19 protein-coding genes and 1 tRNA gene are annotated in these 19,258 nt (G+C 33.1%); 11 read left to right on the top strand and 9 right to left on the bottom strand.

What is annotated here, in order from left to right; translation table 11 throughout:
- Positions 1–280: 280 nt before the first annotated feature.
- The 3 genes from BBG48_RS09405 to BBG48_RS09395 all read left to right on the top strand — a co-directional run bounded on the left by BBG48_RS09405 (position 281) and on the right by BBG48_RS09395 (position 1,063).
- Positions 281–475 carry a hypothetical protein gene (locus tag BBG48_RS09405; protein WP_068912239.1) on the top strand — a complete coding sequence of 65 codons (195 nt, stop codon included), beginning with the start codon at positions 281–283 and terminating at the stop codon, positions 473–475.
- A 30-nt stretch (positions 476–505) separates the two neighbouring features.
- Positions 506–721, top strand: a complete 216-nt coding sequence (locus BBG48_RS09400; protein WP_068912237.1) for a hypothetical protein — start codon at positions 506–508, stop codon at positions 719–721.
- 266 nt (positions 722–987) lie between these two features.
- Positions 988–1,063: transfer RNA gene (locus BBG48_RS09395), tRNA-Thr, on the top strand.
- A gap of 381 nt (positions 1,064–1,444) precedes the next feature.
- Here the strand turns inward: BBG48_RS09395 and fmt are convergent.
- The 7 genes from fmt to BBG48_RS09355 form a co-directional block, all read right to left on the bottom strand.
- Positions 1,445–2,374, bottom strand: a complete 930-nt coding sequence (gene fmt, locus BBG48_RS09390; protein WP_068912235.1) for a methionyl-tRNA formyltransferase — start codon at positions 2,372–2,374, stop codon at positions 1,445–1,447.
- A 7-nt stretch (positions 2,375–2,381) separates the two neighbouring features.
- Positions 2,382–2,879 carry a peptide deformylase gene (gene def, locus BBG48_RS09385; protein WP_068912234.1) on the bottom strand — a complete coding sequence of 166 codons (498 nt, stop codon included), beginning with the start codon at positions 2,877–2,879 and terminating at the stop codon, positions 2,382–2,384.
- 36 nt (positions 2,880–2,915) lie between these two features.
- Positions 2,916–3,152 (bottom strand): hypothetical protein, encoded by a 237-nt coding sequence (locus tag BBG48_RS09380; protein ID WP_068912232.1) that lies wholly within the window; start codon positions 3,150–3,152, stop codon positions 2,916–2,918.
- 52 nt (positions 3,153–3,204) lie between these two features.
- Entirely contained in the window at positions 3,205–3,912 is a 708-nt protein-coding gene (deoD, locus tag BBG48_RS09375; protein ID WP_068912231.1) for a purine-nucleoside phosphorylase, read from the bottom strand.
- A gap of 194 nt (positions 3,913–4,106) precedes the next feature.
- The gene (gene cdd, locus BBG48_RS09370; RefSeq protein WP_068912229.1) at positions 4,107–4,532 is read right to left on the bottom strand and encodes a cytidine deaminase; all 426 of its coding nucleotides are present in this window, start codon (positions 4,530–4,532) and stop codon (positions 4,107–4,109) included.
- 322 nt (positions 4,533–4,854) lie between these two features.
- Positions 4,855–5,997, bottom strand: coding sequence for a sensor histidine kinase (locus BBG48_RS09360; RefSeq protein ID WP_068912227.1), 1,143 nt, complete (start codon positions 5,995–5,997; stop codon positions 4,855–4,857).
- Positions 5,994–6,671: a response regulator transcription factor gene (locus BBG48_RS09355; RefSeq protein WP_068912225.1), complete on the bottom strand. Its 678-nt coding sequence runs from the start codon at positions 6,669–6,671 to the stop codon at positions 5,994–5,996. Before BBG48_RS09355 ends, BBG48_RS09360 begins: the two co-directional genes overlap by 4 nt.
- 208 nt (positions 6,672–6,879) lie before the next feature.
- On the opposite strand from BBG48_RS09355, the gene BBG48_RS09350 reads away from it, so the two are divergent.
- The 4 genes from BBG48_RS09350 to BBG48_RS09335 are packed head-to-tail and all read left to right on the top strand — an operon-like array spanning position 6,880 to position 9,734.
- A complete protein-coding gene (locus BBG48_RS09350) occupies positions 6,880–7,044 on the top strand; it encodes a CD1871A family CXXC motif-containing protein (protein ID WP_068912223.1) in 165 nt (54 codons plus the stop codon).
- Positions 7,037–7,969, top strand: a complete 933-nt coding sequence (locus tag BBG48_RS09345; protein WP_330410374.1) for a 4Fe-4S binding protein — start codon at positions 7,037–7,039, stop codon at positions 7,967–7,969. Before BBG48_RS09350 ends, BBG48_RS09345 begins: the two co-directional genes overlap by 8 nt.
- A gap of 38 nt (positions 7,970–8,007) precedes the next feature.
- Positions 8,008–8,901 carry a TlpA family protein disulfide reductase gene (locus BBG48_RS09340; protein WP_243446777.1) on the top strand — a complete coding sequence of 298 codons (894 nt, stop codon included), beginning with the start codon at positions 8,008–8,010 and terminating at the stop codon, positions 8,899–8,901.
- Between the two features lie 14 nt (positions 8,902–8,915).
- The gene (locus BBG48_RS09335; RefSeq protein ID WP_068912221.1) at positions 8,916–9,734 is read left to right on the top strand and encodes a CPBP family intramembrane glutamic endopeptidase; all 819 of its coding nucleotides are present in this window, start codon (positions 8,916–8,918) and stop codon (positions 9,732–9,734) included.
- A gap of 461 nt (positions 9,735–10,195) precedes the next feature.
- Here BBG48_RS09335 and BBG48_RS09330 read toward each other — a convergent pair whose 3' ends face one another.
- Positions 10,196–12,352, bottom strand: a complete 2,157-nt coding sequence (locus tag BBG48_RS09330; RefSeq protein ID WP_068912219.1) for a methyl-accepting chemotaxis protein — start codon at positions 12,350–12,352, stop codon at positions 10,196–10,198.
- Between the two features lie 878 nt (positions 12,353–13,230).
- On the opposite strand from BBG48_RS09330, the gene BBG48_RS09320 reads away from it, so the two are divergent.
- From BBG48_RS09320 to BBG48_RS09310, 3 genes are all read left to right on the top strand, one after another.
- Positions 13,231–14,967 (top strand): ABC transporter ATP-binding protein, encoded by a 1,737-nt coding sequence (locus BBG48_RS09320; protein ID WP_068912216.1) that lies wholly within the window; start codon positions 13,231–13,233, stop codon positions 14,965–14,967.
- Positions 14,954–16,843, top strand: a complete 1,890-nt coding sequence (locus tag BBG48_RS09315) for an ABC transporter ATP-binding protein (protein ID WP_068912215.1) — start codon at positions 14,954–14,956, stop codon at positions 16,841–16,843. Before BBG48_RS09320 ends, BBG48_RS09315 begins: the two co-directional genes overlap by 14 nt.
- Before the next feature lie 109 nt (positions 16,844–16,952).
- The gene (locus BBG48_RS09310; RefSeq protein ID WP_068912213.1) at positions 16,953–17,150 is read left to right on the top strand and encodes a hypothetical protein; all 198 of its coding nucleotides are present in this window, start codon (positions 16,953–16,955) and stop codon (positions 17,148–17,150) included.
- A 76-nt stretch (positions 17,151–17,226) separates the two neighbouring features.
- On the opposite strand, the gene BBG48_RS09305 is transcribed toward BBG48_RS09310, so the two are convergent.
- Complete coding sequence (locus BBG48_RS09305) at positions 17,227–17,973, bottom strand: SDR family oxidoreductase (RefSeq protein ID WP_068912211.1); 747 nt, start codon at positions 17,971–17,973, stop codon at positions 17,227–17,229.
- Between the two features lie 146 nt (positions 17,974–18,119).
- Here BBG48_RS09305 and BBG48_RS09300 point away from each other — a divergent pair, with 146 nt between their 5' ends.
- A complete protein-coding gene (locus BBG48_RS09300) occupies positions 18,120–19,088 on the top strand; it encodes a hypothetical protein (RefSeq protein WP_147292845.1) in 969 nt (322 codons plus the stop codon).
- Positions 19,089–19,258 lie beyond the last annotated feature (170 nt).

Raw genomic sequence — 19,258 nt, 5'->3', positions numbered from 1 at the left:
TTATACTCCCCTAATATGTGTCGGGAGTGTCAAAAATAACACCACTGATATATATTAATAACTTAGTATTTCAAACATTTTCAATATTTTTTAAATAAAAATAGCAATGACCCCCTTTTTTGAAGTATAATTTGATTACATCACCAATCAAATTTACAAAACAAACAAAGGATTTCATTGCTATGCAAATTATACGCCATTTACTATAGATGGTACTAGCGAAACTTGGAGCTATGGTATAGCAGATAAATACGAGAATTTTGTAAAAAATGCAAAAGCTATGGTGCTTTCAAACATAATTTCAACTGTAGTGGCACTAATAGTTCTTCTAGTCTTGATATATCTACTTGTGCAAAAAGTCGTAGCAAAACCGCTTATATTGCTTTCAGGAGCATTTGAAAAATTGTCTAACTATGACTTTAGAGATGCAGATGACAGACAAAAACTAGTTCATTACATCAGATTTGGTGACTAAATAGCAGACATCATAAAAGCCGGCGAAAAAATGAGCGACAACGTAAAGAATTTGCTAGTAGAAATATTACAAAATGCACAAAACTTGTCAGCTATAGGTAAAGAAAATGCAGCGACTACACAGGAGGCAAATGCGTCTGTAGAAACACAGACACAATCTATACACAATATCATAGATACGTCAGAAACTTGGCTCAAAATTTGCAAGAGCAAGTGTCAAAATTCAAAATGTAAATTTGAAAAATAAGTTTTGAAATTAAAAAAAATATTAAATTATGTAAAAAACCTGATTTAAGTAATTTTAATAAGGCAGGTTTTTAATTTTACAAGTTAGAAAAAAATTTATAGGGTGTAAATTTAAAATATTATAAGACATTAAGAAAAATTGTTTGTGAAATGAAATAAAAACTGCAAAAAGGGGGTTGACAATTTAATAATTATTTCATATAATGTTTCTTGCAGCGGTTGGGATGGCTTGCTTAATAGAAAGTGGGCTATGGTCAGTCGAAAGGTGCTAGTGTGGCTCAGTTGGTAGAGCGGCTGATTCGTAATCAGCAGGCCGGCGGTTCAATCCCGCCCATTAGCTCCAAAGAGTTACATAAGGGATTGAAATAGAAACACATTTAAAAAGGCTTACCTAACTTTATGAGTTAGGTAAGCCTTTTTTTACTTCATTTCTAATAAGCTTTTATACTGTTATTTATTTAAAAAATCACTATGTTTGAAAAGGTGCAGTTGTGTTTGACAAGCGGGATTGCTAATGCTTTGAGTGTAGCGAAAAAACTGCCAAAAGGAAAATACAATTGCATTTAAATCAGGGTTACTATGAAAGTTAAATATATTTCATTTATCGTGGTGGCTCAAGGTATGGGGGTTAGTCTTTAAAAATCTTACATATATTAAAGCACGTTCATTTTTAGTCTGTACGGCTTTTTTATCTCATTAAAAATGTGTTCTTTAAAATCAAATATTATTTTAAAACTGTACCGATTTCGATTTTATTTCCTCTAAGAAAATCACTGGTATTCATTCTATTTTTGCCTGCTAATTGTAGTTCGTTTATTATTATGTCATTTGTGCCGGTAGATACAATTAATGCTTTATCTGATGACACAACTGTACCTGGAGCTTGTTTAGATTTAATGCCGGTGCTAACGGCACTGTAAATTTTTAGGCTTTTATCATTTAAAAAGCTATATGCACAAGGCCATGGCTGATAACCTCTGATATGGTTTATAATTTCATCGGCTGATTTGGTATAATCTATGTGCCCCATTTCTTTAGTTATTAGGGTTGTGTTTGTAGCTAGGCTGTCGTCTTGGGGTTTTGCATTTAAAGGTATACCTAGATGTAGCATATTTATGGTGTTGCCTAGAGTTTTTTCACTAAGGACTGCTAGTTTTTCACTTAGGGTTTGTGCGGTATCGGTAGCGTCAATTTCTATTTCATCAGATAGGATTATGTCGCCGGTATCCATACCTTCATCAACTTGCATTGTTGTGACACCGGTTACTGTATCTCCATTTAATATTGCCTGATTTATAGGGGTAGCTCCTCTATATTTTGGTAGTAAGGATGGGTGGACGTTGATTATGCCGTATTTTGGAATGTCAATTATTTCCTTTGGTATATACTGTCCGTAGGCGGTTTCCACTATCAAATCCGGTGCTAAGGCTTTTATTTTTTGAACTGATTCTTCACTTCTCACTCTGTGAGGCTGGTAAACTTCTAAGTTAAGCTCTAAGGCTCTTTTTTTGACATCACTCATTTCCAGTTTCATTTTTCTACCTTGTTTTTTATCTTCCTGAGTGATAACAAGGACTACTTCAACACCTTTGTTTATAAGGGTGTCTAAGGAATGGACTGCAAAAGCTGGTGTACCCATAAAAATAGCTCTCATATACGATTTAATCTCCTAGTGACTCTAAATTACCAATGACTCTATCTTTGTAAAGTATCCCGTCTAGATGGTCTATCTCATGACAGATTGCTCTTGCGAATAAGTCTTTGGCATCAAACTCGACTTCTTCAAAATTTTCGTTGTTAGCTCTTACTTTTATATGTTGTGGACGTTTAACCTTACCGGTAAAGTTTGGCACTGACAGACAACCCTCACTGCCTATTTGTTCACCGTCAGCTTCGATGATTTGAGGATTTATTAGTACGATTGGACCTTTTGGTATGGATTCGTCAACATTTTCAAGGTCAGGTTGGGTAACGTCTACTACAATTATTCTTTTTAGCATACCGACTTGAGGTGCGGCAAGTCCTATGCCTTCGCTTTTATACATGGTATCCTTCATATCTTGTATTAGGTCACGAATTTTATCGTTGATTTCCTCTACTATTCTTGATTTTTTTCTTAATATGGGGTCTCCGTCAATTCGAATAGTTCTTAAAGCCATTTATATTCCTTTCTGAAAAATTATGTTATATTAGTATTAATCAAATTGTACTAAAAAAAGAACTGGAAAAATTATTAAAAATATCATAATAACAAAAGCTAATATACCTTTTGGATTGCCAAAATTAAAGGTGTAAGAGTAACCGCTGAAACGTGAACGCTTTTTTGGCACAATTATATTTGTGTCGTCAGGATTATAGTATAAGTTCCTTAAAAAGCAGCTACGATGTTCATACCATTGCTGTACTTCCCGGTCGCTATATTTTCTTGACATATTGTCACCTATAAATGATATTTACAAAGCAAATAAAATGTAAATTTAATTTTTATACCTCTAACGCAATTTCCATCATTGAGCCAAAGCCTAGTTGTCTTTGCTCTGCGTCTATAGCTTCGTCTAGGTAAATGTGGTCTGAGATAGTAAGTAGGCAAAGGGCTTTTTTGTTTGCTCTTGCAGCTATCATGTATAGGGCGGCTGCCTCCATCTCTACTGCTATTACGCCCATTTTTTTCCAAGCGTCATTTACAGCATTATCATCATTGTAGAAAACATCTGATGATAGTATGTTTCCAACGATTAATTTTTTGCCTTGGGATTTTGCTACTTGGCTGGCTTTTTGAAGTAATTCAAAGTCTGCTGTAGGAGCAAATGTGCCGGGTAAATTATAGTTTGCTGCGAAGTTGGAATTTGTGCAAGCTCCAACGCCTGCAACTATATCCATAACGTGTACGTCATCTCTAAGTGCTCCGGCTGAGCCGACTCTTATGATTTGGTCTACGTCATAAAAATTGTATAACTCATAGGAGTAAATGCCAATAGACGGCATACCCATTCCTCCGCCCATTACGGAGATTTTTTGTCCTTTGTATGTGCCGGTATAGCCAAACATATTTCTAACTGTATTAAAGCATACCGGATTTTCTAAGTATGTTTCGGCGATAAATTTTGCTCTGAGCGGGTCTCCTGGCATAAGCACTTTTTTGGCGATATCTCCAGGTTTTGCAGCGTTGTGAGGTGTAGGTGTATTGTTCATAATATTCTCCATCTTGTATAATTATTTTATTTAATAATATTTTTTATAAATAACTTTTTTTGCTCATCAAAGAAGGTAAAGTGAGCTGGGTTGAGCTGAATGTGATAGTTAAATCTCTTATTTGAGATATAAAAAAGCCTTTAAATATTTTTCTTAATTTTCAAAAAAAGTTTTTAGCTTTTGTATATGCCAGCCTATTGTAAGTTAAGATTTGACTTGTCAAAGCCAAGTGGCAAAAGTTCTTTTAGTGAATATATTTTGTAATCCTCTGAGTTTTTGGCTAAAATTATTTTAAAGTCATCATAGTCGCAAAACTCACTCATGACTTGTCTGCATACACCACAAGGAGGGGTATAGTCAAAGTCACCGTCCTTGATATCTTCAAAACCGCCTACAATTGCAATTGCGTCAAATTCTTTTACTCCTTCAGAAACCGCTTTAAAAAACGCAGTTCTTTCAGCACAATTTGATGGGGTATAGGCAGAATTTTCGATGTTACAGCCTTTGTATACAGTTCCATTTTTGGCAAGAAGTGCAGCACCTACGCAAAAATGTGAGTAGGGAGTGTAGGCAAATTTTCTAGCTGCAAATGCTGCCTCAATTAAATTTTTTATATCCATATTGACCTCTTTGATGAATATCAATTTGAAGAGAAATTGATAAATTATTCTATTACTATATTTTACCTAATTAATCCAATATTGTAAATAGATAATGTGCGGTGACTCCAATCTTTAAAATGCTTATAATTATTCCAAGGGAACAATTTAGCTAAGGTTAAGCTGGATAAGTTATACTAAATAGAAAAAATTTCCACATCATAATCATCATTCAAAAAATCTTTAAGAAGCTCCCTAATATTCTTTTCATCATCTGCTATATATATGATTTTTTTTCATACATCCTGCTCCTTAAATTATTCTAACCGTAATAATTTAGATATTAATGTTTAAAAAGCTTTAGTTCTATTTTTGTACCATTGTTATTACTATTAACTACACAAACATCTCCTGCGTGTCTAAGGGCAATTTCTTTCACAAGAGCCAAACCAAGACCTGCTCCACCCATAGACCTACTTCTTGATTTATCTACTCTAAAAAAAGGTTCAAATATTTGTTTCCAATTATTTTTATCTATACCTTTTCCTGTGTCAATAACAATTACTTTGGCATATTTCTCATCTTCTTCAATTTCAACAGAAACATTTCCACCTTCTATATTATATTTAATTGCATTTTCTATTAAATTATATATAGCTCTGTATATTAGCATTTCATTGCCTAATAGTTTCGTATCACCTGATTTTTGTATAATTTCTACATTTTTTTGTTCTGCAACCGCTGATAAATCGCAAATAACCTCCTCTATTAGCTCGTAAAGTGATATAATATCCCTTTTTTCTGCCGTTTGGAGTTGTGTCATTTCTAAAAGAATATCTATTACTTGAGATAAGCGTTCAGTTTGTGTTGCAACCATATTTGTTACATCTTTATAATCAGAAATATCTGAATTGTCATTTTTTTTCAAAACTTCAATTTGTGTTTGCATTACAGCGATTGGTGTGCGAAGTTCATGAGCTGCATTAGCCGAAAATTGTTTTTGTACAGAAAATGCATCGTTTATTCTTTTAAGCATCTCATTAAATGTATCAGTTATTTTTACAATTTCAACAGAGTTACTTGTTAAGGGAATTGGCTCTTGCAAGTTTTTTACTTGAATATTTTGTAGTTGTTTATTAAATTTTTTTAGAGGTTTTAGAAAATATCCAACTAAAAAATATACAATTATACTACTTATGCATGTGATAATAGCAGTTATTAATAAACTTTTGCCCCAAAAACCGCTTTGTGTATCTTTAATTTTTTCGGAAATATTTTCAGAAGGATCAATATTTAGCTCTATATTTTCTGAAGAAGGGTTTTTAAATATTTCTTTTGGAAACACTGCAATTACAGAGTTTTCTATTTCATCCATATACAAAATAGCTGTTTTACTTATTGAATAACTCAAAGTAAGACACACTATTATTACTAAGAGGGCAGTAGTAAGTGTAAGCTTCCACTGAAGAGAAAGAGTTTTTTTCATTCCGATGCACCTCCTATTTTGTATCCTTGTCCAACTTTATTTGTAATAGGATCGTAACCGAGACTTGCTCTTAATTTTTTACGTAATGCAGAAATATGTACACGGATAGAATTGCTAAAACTATCTACACTTGCATCCCATACATGCTCAATAAGTTCTTCTTGGCTGACAGGTCTATCCTGATGCAACATAAGATATTCTAATAATCCAAGCTCCTTACGTGTAAGAGCAAGTTCCTCTTGCCCTATAAATGCTTTACGCGTTTTTGTATCAAGAGAAATTTCATTATATTTAATAATTATGTCATTTTGTATGAATTTTCTTCTAGTAAGACTTCTAACTCTTGCTTCAAGCTCTTTAAAATGAAACGGTTTACAGAGATAGTCGTTTGCTCCTTTGTCTAGACCTTCAACTCTATCTTGTACTGAACCTCTTGCTGATAGTATAAGTACTGTAGTTTCATTATCTTCTTTTCTAATATTTTCAAGAACTTCCATACCATCCATATTTGGAAGATTTAAGTCTAAAACAACAAGATCGTAGCTTTCAGACATCACCATATCTAATGCTTCTTCACCGTCATAACTGACATCAACTTCATACCCATCTAATCTGAGTCCTTTTGCTATTGCTAAACAAAGTGTTTTTTCATCTTCTACAACTAATATTCGCAAATTATTCGCTCCTTTATATTTGTTAAATCCTTTGTTTTATAAATGAATAAAAGTATTATAACATATCTAAATATGAAATTTGGTAAAGACATATATAATATTTATTTTTTTAATGATTATAAAGTTATTATTTTTCTTAACAAAAATTTTATACCCAATTTGATATACTCATCACATCAGCAAAATTAAAAACAAGGAGGTATAAAAAGTGTTAGGTATTTTTCAAGACAAATTAAAATCTAAATCACTCTTACAACTACTGTTTATTATTGTATCAGTTGCCTTTATAGCTTTTGGTGCATATAGAGGAGAAGTAGAAACTGTATTAGAAAAAGCTATTCGTTTGTGTTTGGAGTGTGTTGGAATTGGATAGAGCAAAAATAAATAATAAAAAGAATTTTTCGTTTAAAAATTTTTTAAAAAAAAGAAATTCAATACAGATGTTTGCTACGCTACTTACAAATATCCATCTTCCAAATTTCTTAAAAGGAGTTTTATACAACGGAAAAGTTAAGCAAGTATGTGTACCCGGACTTAATTGTTATTCATGCCCGGGAGCGACCGGAGCTTGCCCAATAGGCTCTTTTCAAGCTGTGGTAGGCTCTTCAAAATTCAGCTTTTCATACTATATCACTGGCATACTAATTTTTTTCGGGATGATGCTTGGTAGATTTATTTGCGGTTTCCTTTGCCCATTTGGCTGGTTTCAGGATATGCTTCACAAAATTCCCGGCAAAAAATTTAGAACTAAGAAGCTCAAGTTTCTAACATATACGAAGTATATAATTTTAGTAGTTGCAGTTATTATCTTACCGACATTTATGAATAATAAAGCGGGACTTGCCTCGCCTTATTTCTGTAAATATATTTGTCCACAGGGAATACTGGAGGGCGGCATACCGTTGTCAATTGCCAATCCGGCTATCAGGGCAGCACTTGGCAAGTTATTTACTTGGAAACTGATGATTCTTATAAGCATTATAGTGCTTAGTATAATGGTTTATCGTCCGTTTTGTAAATGGATATGTCCTTTAGGAGCCATATATGCTTTGTTTAATAAGGTTTCCTTCCTTCATTATAAGGTTGATGAAAATACCTGTATCTCTTGTGGAAAATGTGCGAGAACCTGTAAGATGGATGTAGACATTACTAAAAATACTGCACATATGGAATGTATCCGCTGTGGAGAGTGTGTGAAGGTCTGTCCTACCAAGGCAATCAGTGTAAACTGGGGACCTGAAAAAATGAAATTGCTTGAAAAGGCTCGTGAGCTTAACAAGAATAAAATAATAAAATAATAAAATAATAAAAAGTGTAAATTAAGGAGAAAAAAACAATGAAAACAAAGATGAAAATTAAGAAAATTTTACCTGTATTTATGGTAACAGCAATGCTTGCAACAACAATGACAGCTTGTGGCAGCAAAGATAACTCAGGAAGTATGACGACTGGAAGCAAGACTGTGGCAAGCAGCAATAAAGCTGCCGCAGAGAAGTTTCCTAGCTTTAAGGGTAAGGATTTTGATGGAAATGATGTTGATGAAAGCTTATTTAGCAAAAATGAGGCAACACTTGTTAATTTTTGGTTTAATGGTTGTTCAGCCTGCGTAAACGAGATGCCTGCACTTGAAGAGTTTAGTAAAAAGCTTAAAGAGCAGGGTGCAGAGTTTATAGGTATAAATGCAGGTACAGCAAGTGATGAAAAGGGACTTGCAGAGGCAAAGGATATACTTTCAAAGCAGGGTGTAACCTATAGAAATCTTATCCTTCCAAATGACCACGAGTATGTTAGAAAGATATTCAGCTTCCCTACAAGTGTTATAGTTGATAAGAATGGTAATATAATTGGAGATCCAATAGTAGGAGCTATTGAAGATGTAAAGAAGCAGGCAGAAATCCTTAAGGTAATCGAGGAGATAAAGGCTGGAAACGGTGTAACTTCTTCAGTAACTTCAGAACAGTCAGCTGCTAATGATGACCCTACAGCACCACTTTATGAAGAAGAAAACAAAATTTTTGCGGCAAATCAGGATACTTGGAATAAGTTATTCTCAAAAATAAAGAAGGATCAGGCGGAAGAAAATGTTGAAAAGCCTTATGTTGAGTTTTTAAAAGAGCAGTTAGAGGCATCAAAGGCTGATTTTACAGAGGATGAGATTAAGACTATTAACGAAGATCTTGAAAAGATTGATGAAATTGAAAAGAAAATCGCAGAGTTAAAGAAAAAATAATTTAGAGGCAAACCATGACTAAAAATAATGAAAATTTGTGGTGTAAAATTGGATTTATAGCATTACCTATACTTTCGATTATAGCATACTATTATCTAACAAAGTATCTAAATGTGCTTGCATTCGAACTGTTTTTAGGAATTTTGAAGATACCTATGCAGCAGTTCATCGAATTTATGTATCTTTCAGATATTCTTATAGCTTTAATACAGTTAATTATATTCTTTGTCATATATAAGCTGTTAGTAAAAAGAAATGGCGATGAGTTAATAACCAAGCTTAATCTAAAGGATATAGGATTCAGCTTTGCAGTAGGTGTCGGAGCCTCAGGTCTATCCTTTATATGGATTACGATTGCAGGAAAGATACCTATGTTTCAGGCACAGCTTGCTGCTATGAAAGAAGGAAATGCGATGATTGGTGGAGGAAGCCTACATGGAGTGTTCTTAAGTGCAGTAATTGCTGCCCCTATTGTTGAGGAAGTTATATTTAGGGGAGTTGTACTTGGCTCATTTAGAAAGGTATTTCCTGCTTGGGTATCAATAATAGTTTCAGCATTAATCTTTGGTATCTATCATATGAATCCTGTTGCAATTGTATATGCATCTATTATGGGAATTATAGCCGGTATAGTTTATGAGAAGAAGCAAAATTTATTATTCACAATTATTCTGCATATGGCAAATAACCTTATGGGACTATTGCAGGATTTTGTTCCGGCAGGCATAGGGGCAACTGTAGTAAATGTAGTTTCTATAGCTATGATTATCCCTATGTGTTATATAGTGTACAAAATACTTAATGGTGATTTTTGTAAAAAGGCATATATTTAATAACCTTTTTATATTTGAAATAATGTGGGTATCAAAAATATTTGATATCCACATTATTTATTTTAAATTTTAGTCTTAGTTTAAAAGTTATGGCAAGTCGGTCACTGGATGGGTGATAATGAGTAAATCGTGCCGTATGTCATTGAAATATAGTTATTAAAACTGCTATAATCAAAAATATAGGATATAAAAAGGACATTTGGCTTATTTTGTTTTGAGGTAGTGTAAAATAGATTATGCAAAACAATAAATAAGCTAACGAATGAAATGGTAAAAAGTATAACATTAAGAAAATGGATAAGTGAGATATAAATTTATTATACTACGATTTTAAAGGTATATTAGTATAAAATTATAAGGTTCTATAATGTCTGCTGAGGTTTACCCCTCAACAGATATTATAGAACCTAAAGAAACGGCAGTATTTAGAGAAACACTCCAAATACTGCCGTTTTGTTTTTTTATAGTTGGAATTTTGATACTTCATTTTGTAAATTTGTAGCAATCTCTGCTAAGCTTTCGCTTGCTTTTGATATATCTGATATTGATTGCACTTGTGTCTCTACTGATGCACTTGCTTGCTGGGTTGTTGCTGCATTTTCTTCTGCTATTGCTGATAGATTCTGTATTACGGATACAATCCCTTGGTTATTTCCTTCCACCGCTCTTGATTTTTCATTTACATCTACTATTTTGGCTTTTCCTTCATCTACTGCATTTGATATTGCTACAAATGAGTCTTTTGTTTCATCCATTTTTTCTTCTTCTTTTTTTACTATTTCTGCTGCTATTTGCATTGAACTTACAGCTTCTTTTGTTTTATCTATTAATTCTGTTATTACTAGTCTTATTTCATCTGTAAAGCCTGCTGATTGTTCTGCTAACTTTCTTATTTCTTCTGCTACTACTGCAAACCCTTTGCCCGCTTCTCCGGCTCTGGCTGCTTCTATTGCCGCATTTAGTGCAAGCAGATTTGTCTGGTCTGATATTGACTGTATCATTTCGCTTGCTTTTGATATTTTTTCGGCTGACTCATTTGTTTGTCCTATTGTTTCAGAAACAGATGCAGAGGATTTTCCGACTGCATCACTATATTTTAGTAATTCTTTTAGATTTTCTAGTCCTACTTCTTTTTTATCTTCTATTGATTTTATAGTTTCGTTAAGTTCATCTAATGATTTTTGCATTTTTGATAACAGAATTGATGAGTTATCTATATCCTGTGCTGCTGATTGTGTATCTTGTGCTTGGCTTGTTGCTCCTTCTGCTATGTTATTTACCGCACTTGCTACTTCATGTGCAGACGATGTTGTACTTTGTGCTGTTGCTGTTAATTCTTCTGCTGTTGCCGCTGTATTTTGAGCATGGGATGTAATATTTGTAACTATATCTCTTAAATTACCATGTAGTCTACTCATATTTCTGACTAAATTTCCTATTTCATCATTGTTATTAATAAAGTAAGCTGCTTTCGACTTTTCTTCTTCTAAATTCAAATCATAATTTGACAACTTAGTAATTGCAGAATCAATGATTGTAAGTGGTTTTGTAAGGTGTTTTTTCATAAATATAATTATTAAAGCGCCAATGAATATAATCACTGCTATATTTAAAACAATATTTGTAATCATATTATTTTTTGCACCTTTTGTAAAATAATTATATGCTATAGATGATTCAATTGCCCAAACCTTATTTGTATTTGTATTCACTGGTACATAAATTGTTTTAACTTTATCTCCAGTTGAAGCTGATTTTCCATCTCTAATTACTTCTTTACCAGAATGTACTTCATCAAAAACAGATTTTCTATTACCGTCTATTTCCAAAATATTCTTGCCAATCATATCCGGTTTAGCTGAATGTGCTAAAATAATGCCTCCGTTTGAAAAAAGGACTTTATAATCTCTTGGATCTTTATTGGTCTCAGTTTCTAACTGTGTCTGTATTGAATCTATATTAATATCTGCTATTGCAACACCAACTGCTTGTCCATTTGAAATTATTGGCATTGAATAAGTTACTGCGTATTTATTGTTATCTTTATATGGTTTACTCAAAACTGGCATCTTTTTTTCTAATGCCTCTTCATACCAATCTTTTCCCTCATGGTCAGCAAATTGAACTACGTTTTTATCATCGGTAGCCAATCCTATACATAAACCTTTTGGATTATCTTTGCTAACAAAATTTACATCTTTTCCGTCAAAAGCATTTGGCTTAAAATATACACCTATTGAATCTATATTTTTATTTCCAGCAACAATTGTTGGTAATAAATCAAGTATTTCTTGTCTGTTTCTTTCATTTATTGGAGTTTTATTCATATTATTTTCTACAAAAAGTGCTAAATCCTTTGTCGCTGCATAAGCTACCGTTGTCTTAGTATTTATTTCTTCAGCATATTTTCTTGTCTCTTGTAATTTATTACTTTCAGCGTTTTTTATTGCAATATTATAATTATGAGCTGAATCATAAATTGTTTTTGCTCCTAAAACCACAAGAAGTATAATTGAAAGTAATATTGTCAACTTTCCGCCTACACTACCTTTACGATTATTTGCATTTGTTGCTAAATGATTGTTCTCATATTTTTGTCTCTTAAGTATAGATTTCATTTTTGTTGCCTTCTTTCTTAATTTTAATATATTTTTTAAAAAGCTATTTTATATTCGACTTTTTAATGATATTTTTTTCACATAACTACATATTTTTACGTTTTAATTTATATTAATTTTTTGTAAAAAATCATTATGTTTGAATATATTATACCCACCCCCTGAAATATTTGTCAACCCTTTAAATTTAAAAACTTTGAGTATATTTTAAATTAAAATCGAATAATTTAGCAATTGGAAATTTAAAACAAGCAATTAAATTTGTAATACTATTCATCAATAAATCAATAACTATATTGGTTGCTAAAAATAGTAACCATTTCTTGAATAACAGCTATTGTAAGCAAATGCATAATAATTTTCATGACATTATCAAGTTGCCAACGAAAAATTTCATCAATATTTATTCCAAGTGATATCACAGTTATTAATTCTGTGTTAAAATTAGTAATAATAATTTGCATATGAAGTAAATCGCTCAAGGTGTCACAAAGAGCATAAATTAACTGAAGATAGTCCATTTGTAAATTGGGTGTGTGAAAAAGTCAAAAAACATAAATGGTCATTTGATGCTTGCACAGGATATGCAAAACGCCACAAATTATTCAACGAAAATGATATGGCATGCACTAAAACACTATATAATGAACTATGGAATGCAAACCTATCGCTAAGCCCATTTTGATATTCCAGAAGTACTAAGGCGTAAAAGCAAGAAACATAATAATACAGCAAAGAATAAAAGAACTTACAGCACAAGCATAGAAGATAGACCTGACTTAATAAAAATTTGTTCAATTTGAACTTGCAAATTTCGTAAACTAAAATTTGTTGGGTATAAATAAATAAAATTAAAACAAAATAGGAAAGGAGAGCTAATGTATCAAACGATGATTAGATACATGGGAGACAATAAAAAGTACGCTATATTGTCTCCCTTGCTAGTTATTATAGAGGTTATAGTGGACGTAGCTATTCCGTACGTCATGAGCCTTATAATAGACCAAGGAATAATAAAGGGAAATATTGATGCGATATTTAAATACGGACTGATGTTGATAGCTATGGTAATAATTTCATTTTTAACCGCAGTAGGCTCAGGTTATTATGCAACCAAGGCATCAGCCGGTTTTTCGGGGAATTTGAGGCAGGCACTTTTTGAAAATATACAGAGCTTTTCGTTTAAAAATATTGATGAGTTTAAAGTAGGCTCACTAGTTACAAGGCTAACCTCAGATGTTCAATATGTGCAGCAAGCCTTTCAAATGAGCATAAGGATAGCCATAAGAGCACCGCTAATGTTTCTTTTTGCATTTATAATGGCATTTAGGCAGTCTACTGAGCTTGCAAAATATTTTATGTTTGTAATACCTTTTTTGATAATTGCAATAGTTTATATTACAAGACGTGCGTATAAAATTTTTGATAAAGCATTTGCAAAAATAGACGACTTGAATTTATTTGTATCAGAAAACCTAAATGGCATAAGAGTAGTAAAATCCTTTGTAAAAGAGGACTCACAAATCGATGAATTTACAAAAGTATCAAACGGATTAAGAGACGACTTTGTAGCTGCTACAAAATTAGTTTCACTTACCAACCCTGCTATGATGCTGACAACATATGTGATAGTCATTATCCTAGCTTGGGTAGGGGCAAGAATGATTATAGACGGCTTACTTACAACAGGAGTATTGATGAGCCTTATAACATACGCTATCCAAATACAAATTTCTTTGATGATGCTGTCTATGATAATGGTAATGCTTACAATCGCCGGCAATTCTCATAGGAGGATAAAAGAAGTCCTAGATGTTCAAACAGATATAAAATCCAAGGACAACGCACTAGCTACAATAAAAGACGGTAGCATCAGATTTGAAGATGTGGATTTTTCATATTTAGGAGATAAAAATAAACCGGTACTAAGAGATATAAACCTAGACATAAAGTCAGGCGATTATGTAGGTATAATAGGACCGACAGGTTCATCAAAATCAACACTTGTAAATATGATTGCAAGGCTTTATGACGTTACTTCAGGAGCGGTAAAGGTTGGCACAGTAGATGTCAGAGATTACGACTTATACTCACTAAGAGAAGATGTAGCAGTAGTTTTACAAAAAAATGTACTATTTTCAGGTACAGTAAGAAGTAACATGAAATGGGCAAACAAAGACCTAGACGACGAAACAATAAATAGAGCGTTAGAAATTGCACAGGCAAAGGACTTTGTAGATGCGGCAGGAGGACTGGACGCCAAAGTAGAAAGAGGAGGCTCAAACTTTTCCGGAGGACAAAAACAAAGACTTTGCATAGCAAGGGCAATATTAAAAAACCCTAAAATATTAATTTTGGACGACTCCACATCAGCACTGGATAATAATACAGAAAAAAATATAATAAATGCTCTTAATAAAATAATGCCTGACATGACCAAAATTATAATCTCCCAAAGAATTACCTCCCTTAAATCTTGCGATTATATAGCCGTCATGAACCTAGGAAAAATAGAGGCATTAGGCACACACGATGAGCTGCTTGTCACAAGTAAAATCTACAAAGATATAGCAGAGCTTTCTGGAAAAGGAGGCGACTTTGATGAAAGAAAATAACGAAAAACAAAAATATAAATATACAAATAAAGTTGCCACAAAAAAACTGTTAGCTATCCTTTGGAAATTATACAGCAAGCAGTTAATAATAGTAGCGTTTTGCGTAACAATTTCAACCCTTGTAAACGTAATAATGTCAGTGTTTTTAAGAAAACTAATAGATAATTATGTCATATCGATGAGTAAGCTTACCAATCCTGATTATACAGCTCTTTATGCCTTTATTACCAAAGTAGGCATAATATTTTTAATAGGTGTGCTAGCATCATTTTTATACTCAAGAATAATGGTGTATGTAGCTGAGGGCACAATAAATCATATAAGACTTGCCATGTTTAAACACATGGAGTCCTTGCCGATATCATATTTTGACACGCATAGCCATGGTAGCATAATGAGCTTTTACACAAATGACATACAGACAATGAACCAAATGATATCAAATACACTGCCCGCAGCTATTTCATCAGCAATGACGATAACCTTTGTAATAGTAACCATGCTTATACAGTCAATACCACTTACAATGGTTGTGATTTTAACAGTCGGCTTGATGTTTTTAGTGCTAAAAAAGGTGGGTTCAAAATCCTCAGGGCATTTCATGCAGCAACAGGGAATACTGGCGGAGCAAAATGGCTTTGACGAAGAAATGATGGCAGGTATGAAGGTTGTAAAAGTATTTAACCATGAAGATAAGGCAATAGAGGATTTTAGACAAATAAACACAAGACTGATTTCTCACACAAGCAAAGCAAACTTTTTGTCCTTGTCATTAATGCCGACACTTATGTCTATAGGCAACTTGCAGTATGCCTTGTTAGCCATAGTAGGCGGATATTTGTCAATTACTAAGATAATCCCGGTGAGCGTGGGAATTATAGCAGCCTTTTTACAATTGTCAAAATCCCTATCAGGACCTATGAACCAAGTAGCACAACAGATAAACCAAGTGGTGCTTGCCCTTGCAGGAGCAAGAAGAATATTTGAATTTATGGACGAAATTCCTGATACAGACTCAGGCACAGTAGAGCTTGTAAATGCACAAGTAGACGAAAACGGTAAAATAAATAAATGTGAAAATAGATGTAAACTTTGGGCTTGGTACGACAAGGGAAATACAGAAAATCCGTATACCTTGTTAAAGGGCGATATAAGATTTAAAGACGTGGACTTTTCCTACGATGGAAAAAAATATGTATTAGAAAACATAAGTTTGTTTGCAAAACCGGGACAAAAGCTAGCCTTTGTAGGGCCGACAGGAGCAGGTAAAACAACCATAACAAACCTTATAAACAGATTTTATGAATTAGACAGTGGCGTGATAACCTATGACGGCATAGACATATCACGAATAAAGAAAGACGATTTAAGAAAGTCACTGGGAATGGTGCTACAAGACGCCAACCTATTTACAGGTACTATCAAGTACAACCTTAAATTTGGTGCACCGCACGCAACGGATGAAGAAATAATCGAAGGTGCAAAAAGAGCAAAGGCACATGAGTTTATTATGAATTTAAAAGATGGTTATGACACAGTTATTTCAGGCACAGAGTCCGACCTTTCCTCAGGGCAGTCACAGCTATTATCCATAGCTAGAGCAGAAATCAGTGACCCTCCTGTAATGATACTCGATGAGGCGACCTCAAGCATAGACTCTTATACAGAAAAAATAGTGCAAGAGGGCATGGATGAGATAATGAAGGGCAGAACAACCTTTGTAATAGCTCACAGACTATCAACTATAATGAATTCAGATGCAATAATAGTGCTGCAAAATGGCAAAATAGTCGAAAGAGGAGACCACGAGGAGCTGCTAAAGCAAGGCGGCATATACAGTTCATTGTATAATAGCGGGTTTGAAGAAGAGGGCTAAAAATTATTTTTAAAAATTGAATAAAATATGAAATACTGGAAATATAGTAAATAAATGAGCAGGTAAATGTTTTTTGAACGTTTTTATTATAATAAAAGGATGATGAGCTATGTTGTCCAATTTATATAAAACCAAAACAAGAAGAAAAAACCATTTATTTTCAGATATAATAATGCTTGTACTGTTTACAGTGCTGTTTTTAGTTTTTGTGCTAAAAATTCACAATTCATTCAATGAACAAGACGTACTGTCATATAGAATAGTCCAAGGTAATGTGCAAGTTCTCAAAGAGCAAAAAGTAGAATAAATAAGGTAAAAATAATCATGTATATAAAAATAGAACCAATCAAGGTTCTATTTTTAGTTTAGGCATATTTTTAGCACTAAATCAGTATACCGCAGTTTGGAGAGATTATCTGTCCTGTTATTGTACTAGAGCTGTCCTCACACAAAAAAGCTACTACCTTAGCGATATCTTCAGGCTGACATACAGAATTTAGTGCAGACCTGTCCTTTAGATTTTGTATATCATTATAGTCAAAATCCTTCATCATATCAGTCATAACCACACCGGGAGCTACCGCATTGACATTTATATTTGATGGACCTAGCTCCTTGGCGAGCGACTTTGTAAAGGCGTTTACAGCACCCTTTGCAGCAGAATACAAGCTCTCACATGAGCTGCCGGTGATACCCCAAATTGATGAAATAGTCACTATTTTGCCGTATTTTTGAGACACCATATACTTTGCCGCCTCCTTGCAGGCAAAAATTACAGAGTATACGTCTGAGGAAAAAATTTCCTCAACACATTCTTTTGTCACATCGTTTATTTGACCGTACATATCTATCCCAGCGTTGGCAACTAGACAGTCAAGCCTACCTGTAATTTTTGTAAAAGCCTGCAAGGTATCGGCGCTTTGCTGTAAATCTCTTGCGTCACATTTATATCCTATACAATTGTGTGTAGAGCCATCTTTGGCAGGATTTAATTCGCACTCTATATTTTTGGCGGCAGCATCGGAGTTAAGGTAGCTAAAACCTACAAGATATCCCCTTTTGACAAATTCGTAGACCATGGCTTTACCTATACCTCTAGTGCCACCTGTAATAAAAACTGTTTTTTTCATAAATTTTCCTTTTATTAAGATAATGTTAAAAGTGATTTGATAATATTGAAAAAGTAATCTTTACGATATAGAATATAAAAAATATCAATAAAAAACAAGTCTTATATTTTTAAAAAATTATAATTAATTTTAGAAAGGCATTATACATGAAGAAATTTAGAAAAATTTTGACCATTGCTTTGAGTTTGACCATGATGCTGGGTGTACCGGCTTGTACTGATGCACAAAAAAGTACAACAGCTACTAATACACAAAAAGCGGTTGTAATGGTAGATGATAAAGCGGGAGTGAGCATTACAAACTTAAACGACAAAGAAAAAAAACTAGTCCAAGCAAATAGCAAAAAAGACTATATAACTGTCACAACAAACATTCAAAAAGCTCTTGATACAGTTAAAAACATCAGCTCCACCTATGATGTAGAGGTGAGCAGGATTGACTCTAAGGGTGTATTATACGGAGATAAAAATATAGTAAAAATCACCAATGAAATTATTTATCAAGCAAAAAAAGGTGAAAAAGGCAATCTTTTAATAGACAAGATGTATGACAGCTCCAATATAGATGGAGTTAAATCAGAAGATTACCTTGATATGTCAAAAAATAAATTCTTCATCAAGCAGGAAAATGACAAAGAATTTAAACAATACGTTGAGCCTAAAAAGACAGATAAAAATGCTAAAGAGGACGAAAATGCACTACAAGTTAATACTGAAAGCAGTTATATTGAGGCAGTGAGAGCATTTTTATTTGCGGCAGAAAAAGCAATACCAAATAAAAATCAGCCTTACTTTACATTCAAAGAAACACCTACAACCTATGATTTTACCTTTCAAGGACAAAGCAATCAGCTTGTATTTATGATAGATGGACTGTTTGGACTTGGTATGAATGGACTTGCATTAGGGCAGACACTTGATGGAGAAAAAGAGGCAATCGCCGATATCACATACAGCTTTAGCAAGGTTGACTACTCTATGATTTATGTCAGACATAGCCTAATACAGACCGCTGAGGGAGATAACTATAAGTCTACAGGAAAGTTTATCTTAAACAGCAAGGATGATGAGACAAAATTAGTGAACTTAAAAAAATTATCAGCTTTAAGTAAGTAAAATTTAATAATAAAAGGCATTATAGCTTTTGAAAAGCTTAGTGCCTAAAAAAATGCTACCGGTGGGTAGCATTTTTTTAGGTGCAAATTTAGAATATTTTTAAGACTAAAGGACTAAAAAAAAAAAAAAAAAAAAAAAAAAAAAAAAAAAAAAAAAAAAAAAAAAAAAAA

Source organism: Criibacterium bergeronii (assembly GCF_001693775.2).
GTDB lineage: Bacteria > Bacillota > Clostridia > Peptostreptococcales > Filifactoraceae > Peptoanaerobacter > Peptoanaerobacter bergeronii.
This window is presented reverse-complemented; position numbering and strand designations above follow the sequence as displayed.

Coding starts and splice junctions, on each gene's coding strand:
- BBG48_RS09405 (WP_068912239.1), top strand. CDS start 281: ATGGTGCTTTCAAACATAATTTCAACTGTAGTGGCACTAATAGTTCTT.
- BBG48_RS09400 (WP_068912237.1), top strand. CDS start 506: ATGAGCGACAACGTAAAGAATTTGCTAGTAGAAATATTACAAAATGCA.
- fmt (WP_068912235.1), bottom strand. CDS start 2,374: ATGAGAGCTATTTTTATGGGTACACCAGCTTTTGCAGTCCATTCCTTA.
- def (WP_068912234.1), bottom strand. CDS start 2,879: ATGGCTTTAAGAACTATTCGAATTGACGGAGACCCCATATTAAGAAAA.
- BBG48_RS09380 (WP_068912232.1), bottom strand. CDS start 3,152: ATGTCAAGAAAATATAGCGACCGGGAAGTACAGCAATGGTATGAACAT.
- deoD (WP_068912231.1), bottom strand. CDS start 3,912: ATGAACAATACACCTACACCTCACAACGCTGCAAAACCTGGAGATATC.
- cdd (WP_068912229.1), bottom strand. CDS start 4,532: ATGGATATAAAAAATTTAATTGAGGCAGCATTTGCAGCTAGAAAATTT.
- BBG48_RS09360 (WP_068912227.1), bottom strand. CDS start 5,997: ATGAAAAAAACTCTTTCTCTTCAGTGGAAGCTTACACTTACTACTGCC.
- BBG48_RS09340 (WP_243446777.1), top strand. CDS start 8,008: ATGAAAACAAAGATGAAAATTAAGAAAATTTTACCTGTATTTATGGTA.
- BBG48_RS09335 (WP_068912221.1), top strand. CDS start 8,916: ATGACTAAAAATAATGAAAATTTGTGGTGTAAAATTGGATTTATAGCA.
- BBG48_RS09330 (WP_068912219.1), bottom strand. CDS start 12,352: ATGAAATCTATACTTAAGAGACAAAAATATGAGAACAATCATTTAGCA.
- BBG48_RS09320 (WP_068912216.1), top strand. CDS start 13,231: ATGTATCAAACGATGATTAGATACATGGGAGACAATAAAAAGTACGCT.
- BBG48_RS09315 (WP_068912215.1), top strand. CDS start 14,954: ATGAAAGAAAATAACGAAAAACAAAAATATAAATATACAAATAAAGTT.
- BBG48_RS09310 (WP_068912213.1), top strand. CDS start 16,953: ATGTTGTCCAATTTATATAAAACCAAAACAAGAAGAAAAAACCATTTA.
- BBG48_RS09305 (WP_068912211.1), bottom strand. CDS start 17,973: ATGAAAAAAACAGTTTTTATTACAGGTGGCACTAGAGGTATAGGTAAA.
- BBG48_RS09300 (WP_147292845.1), top strand. CDS start 18,120: ATGAAGAAATTTAGAAAAATTTTGACCATTGCTTTGAGTTTGACCATG.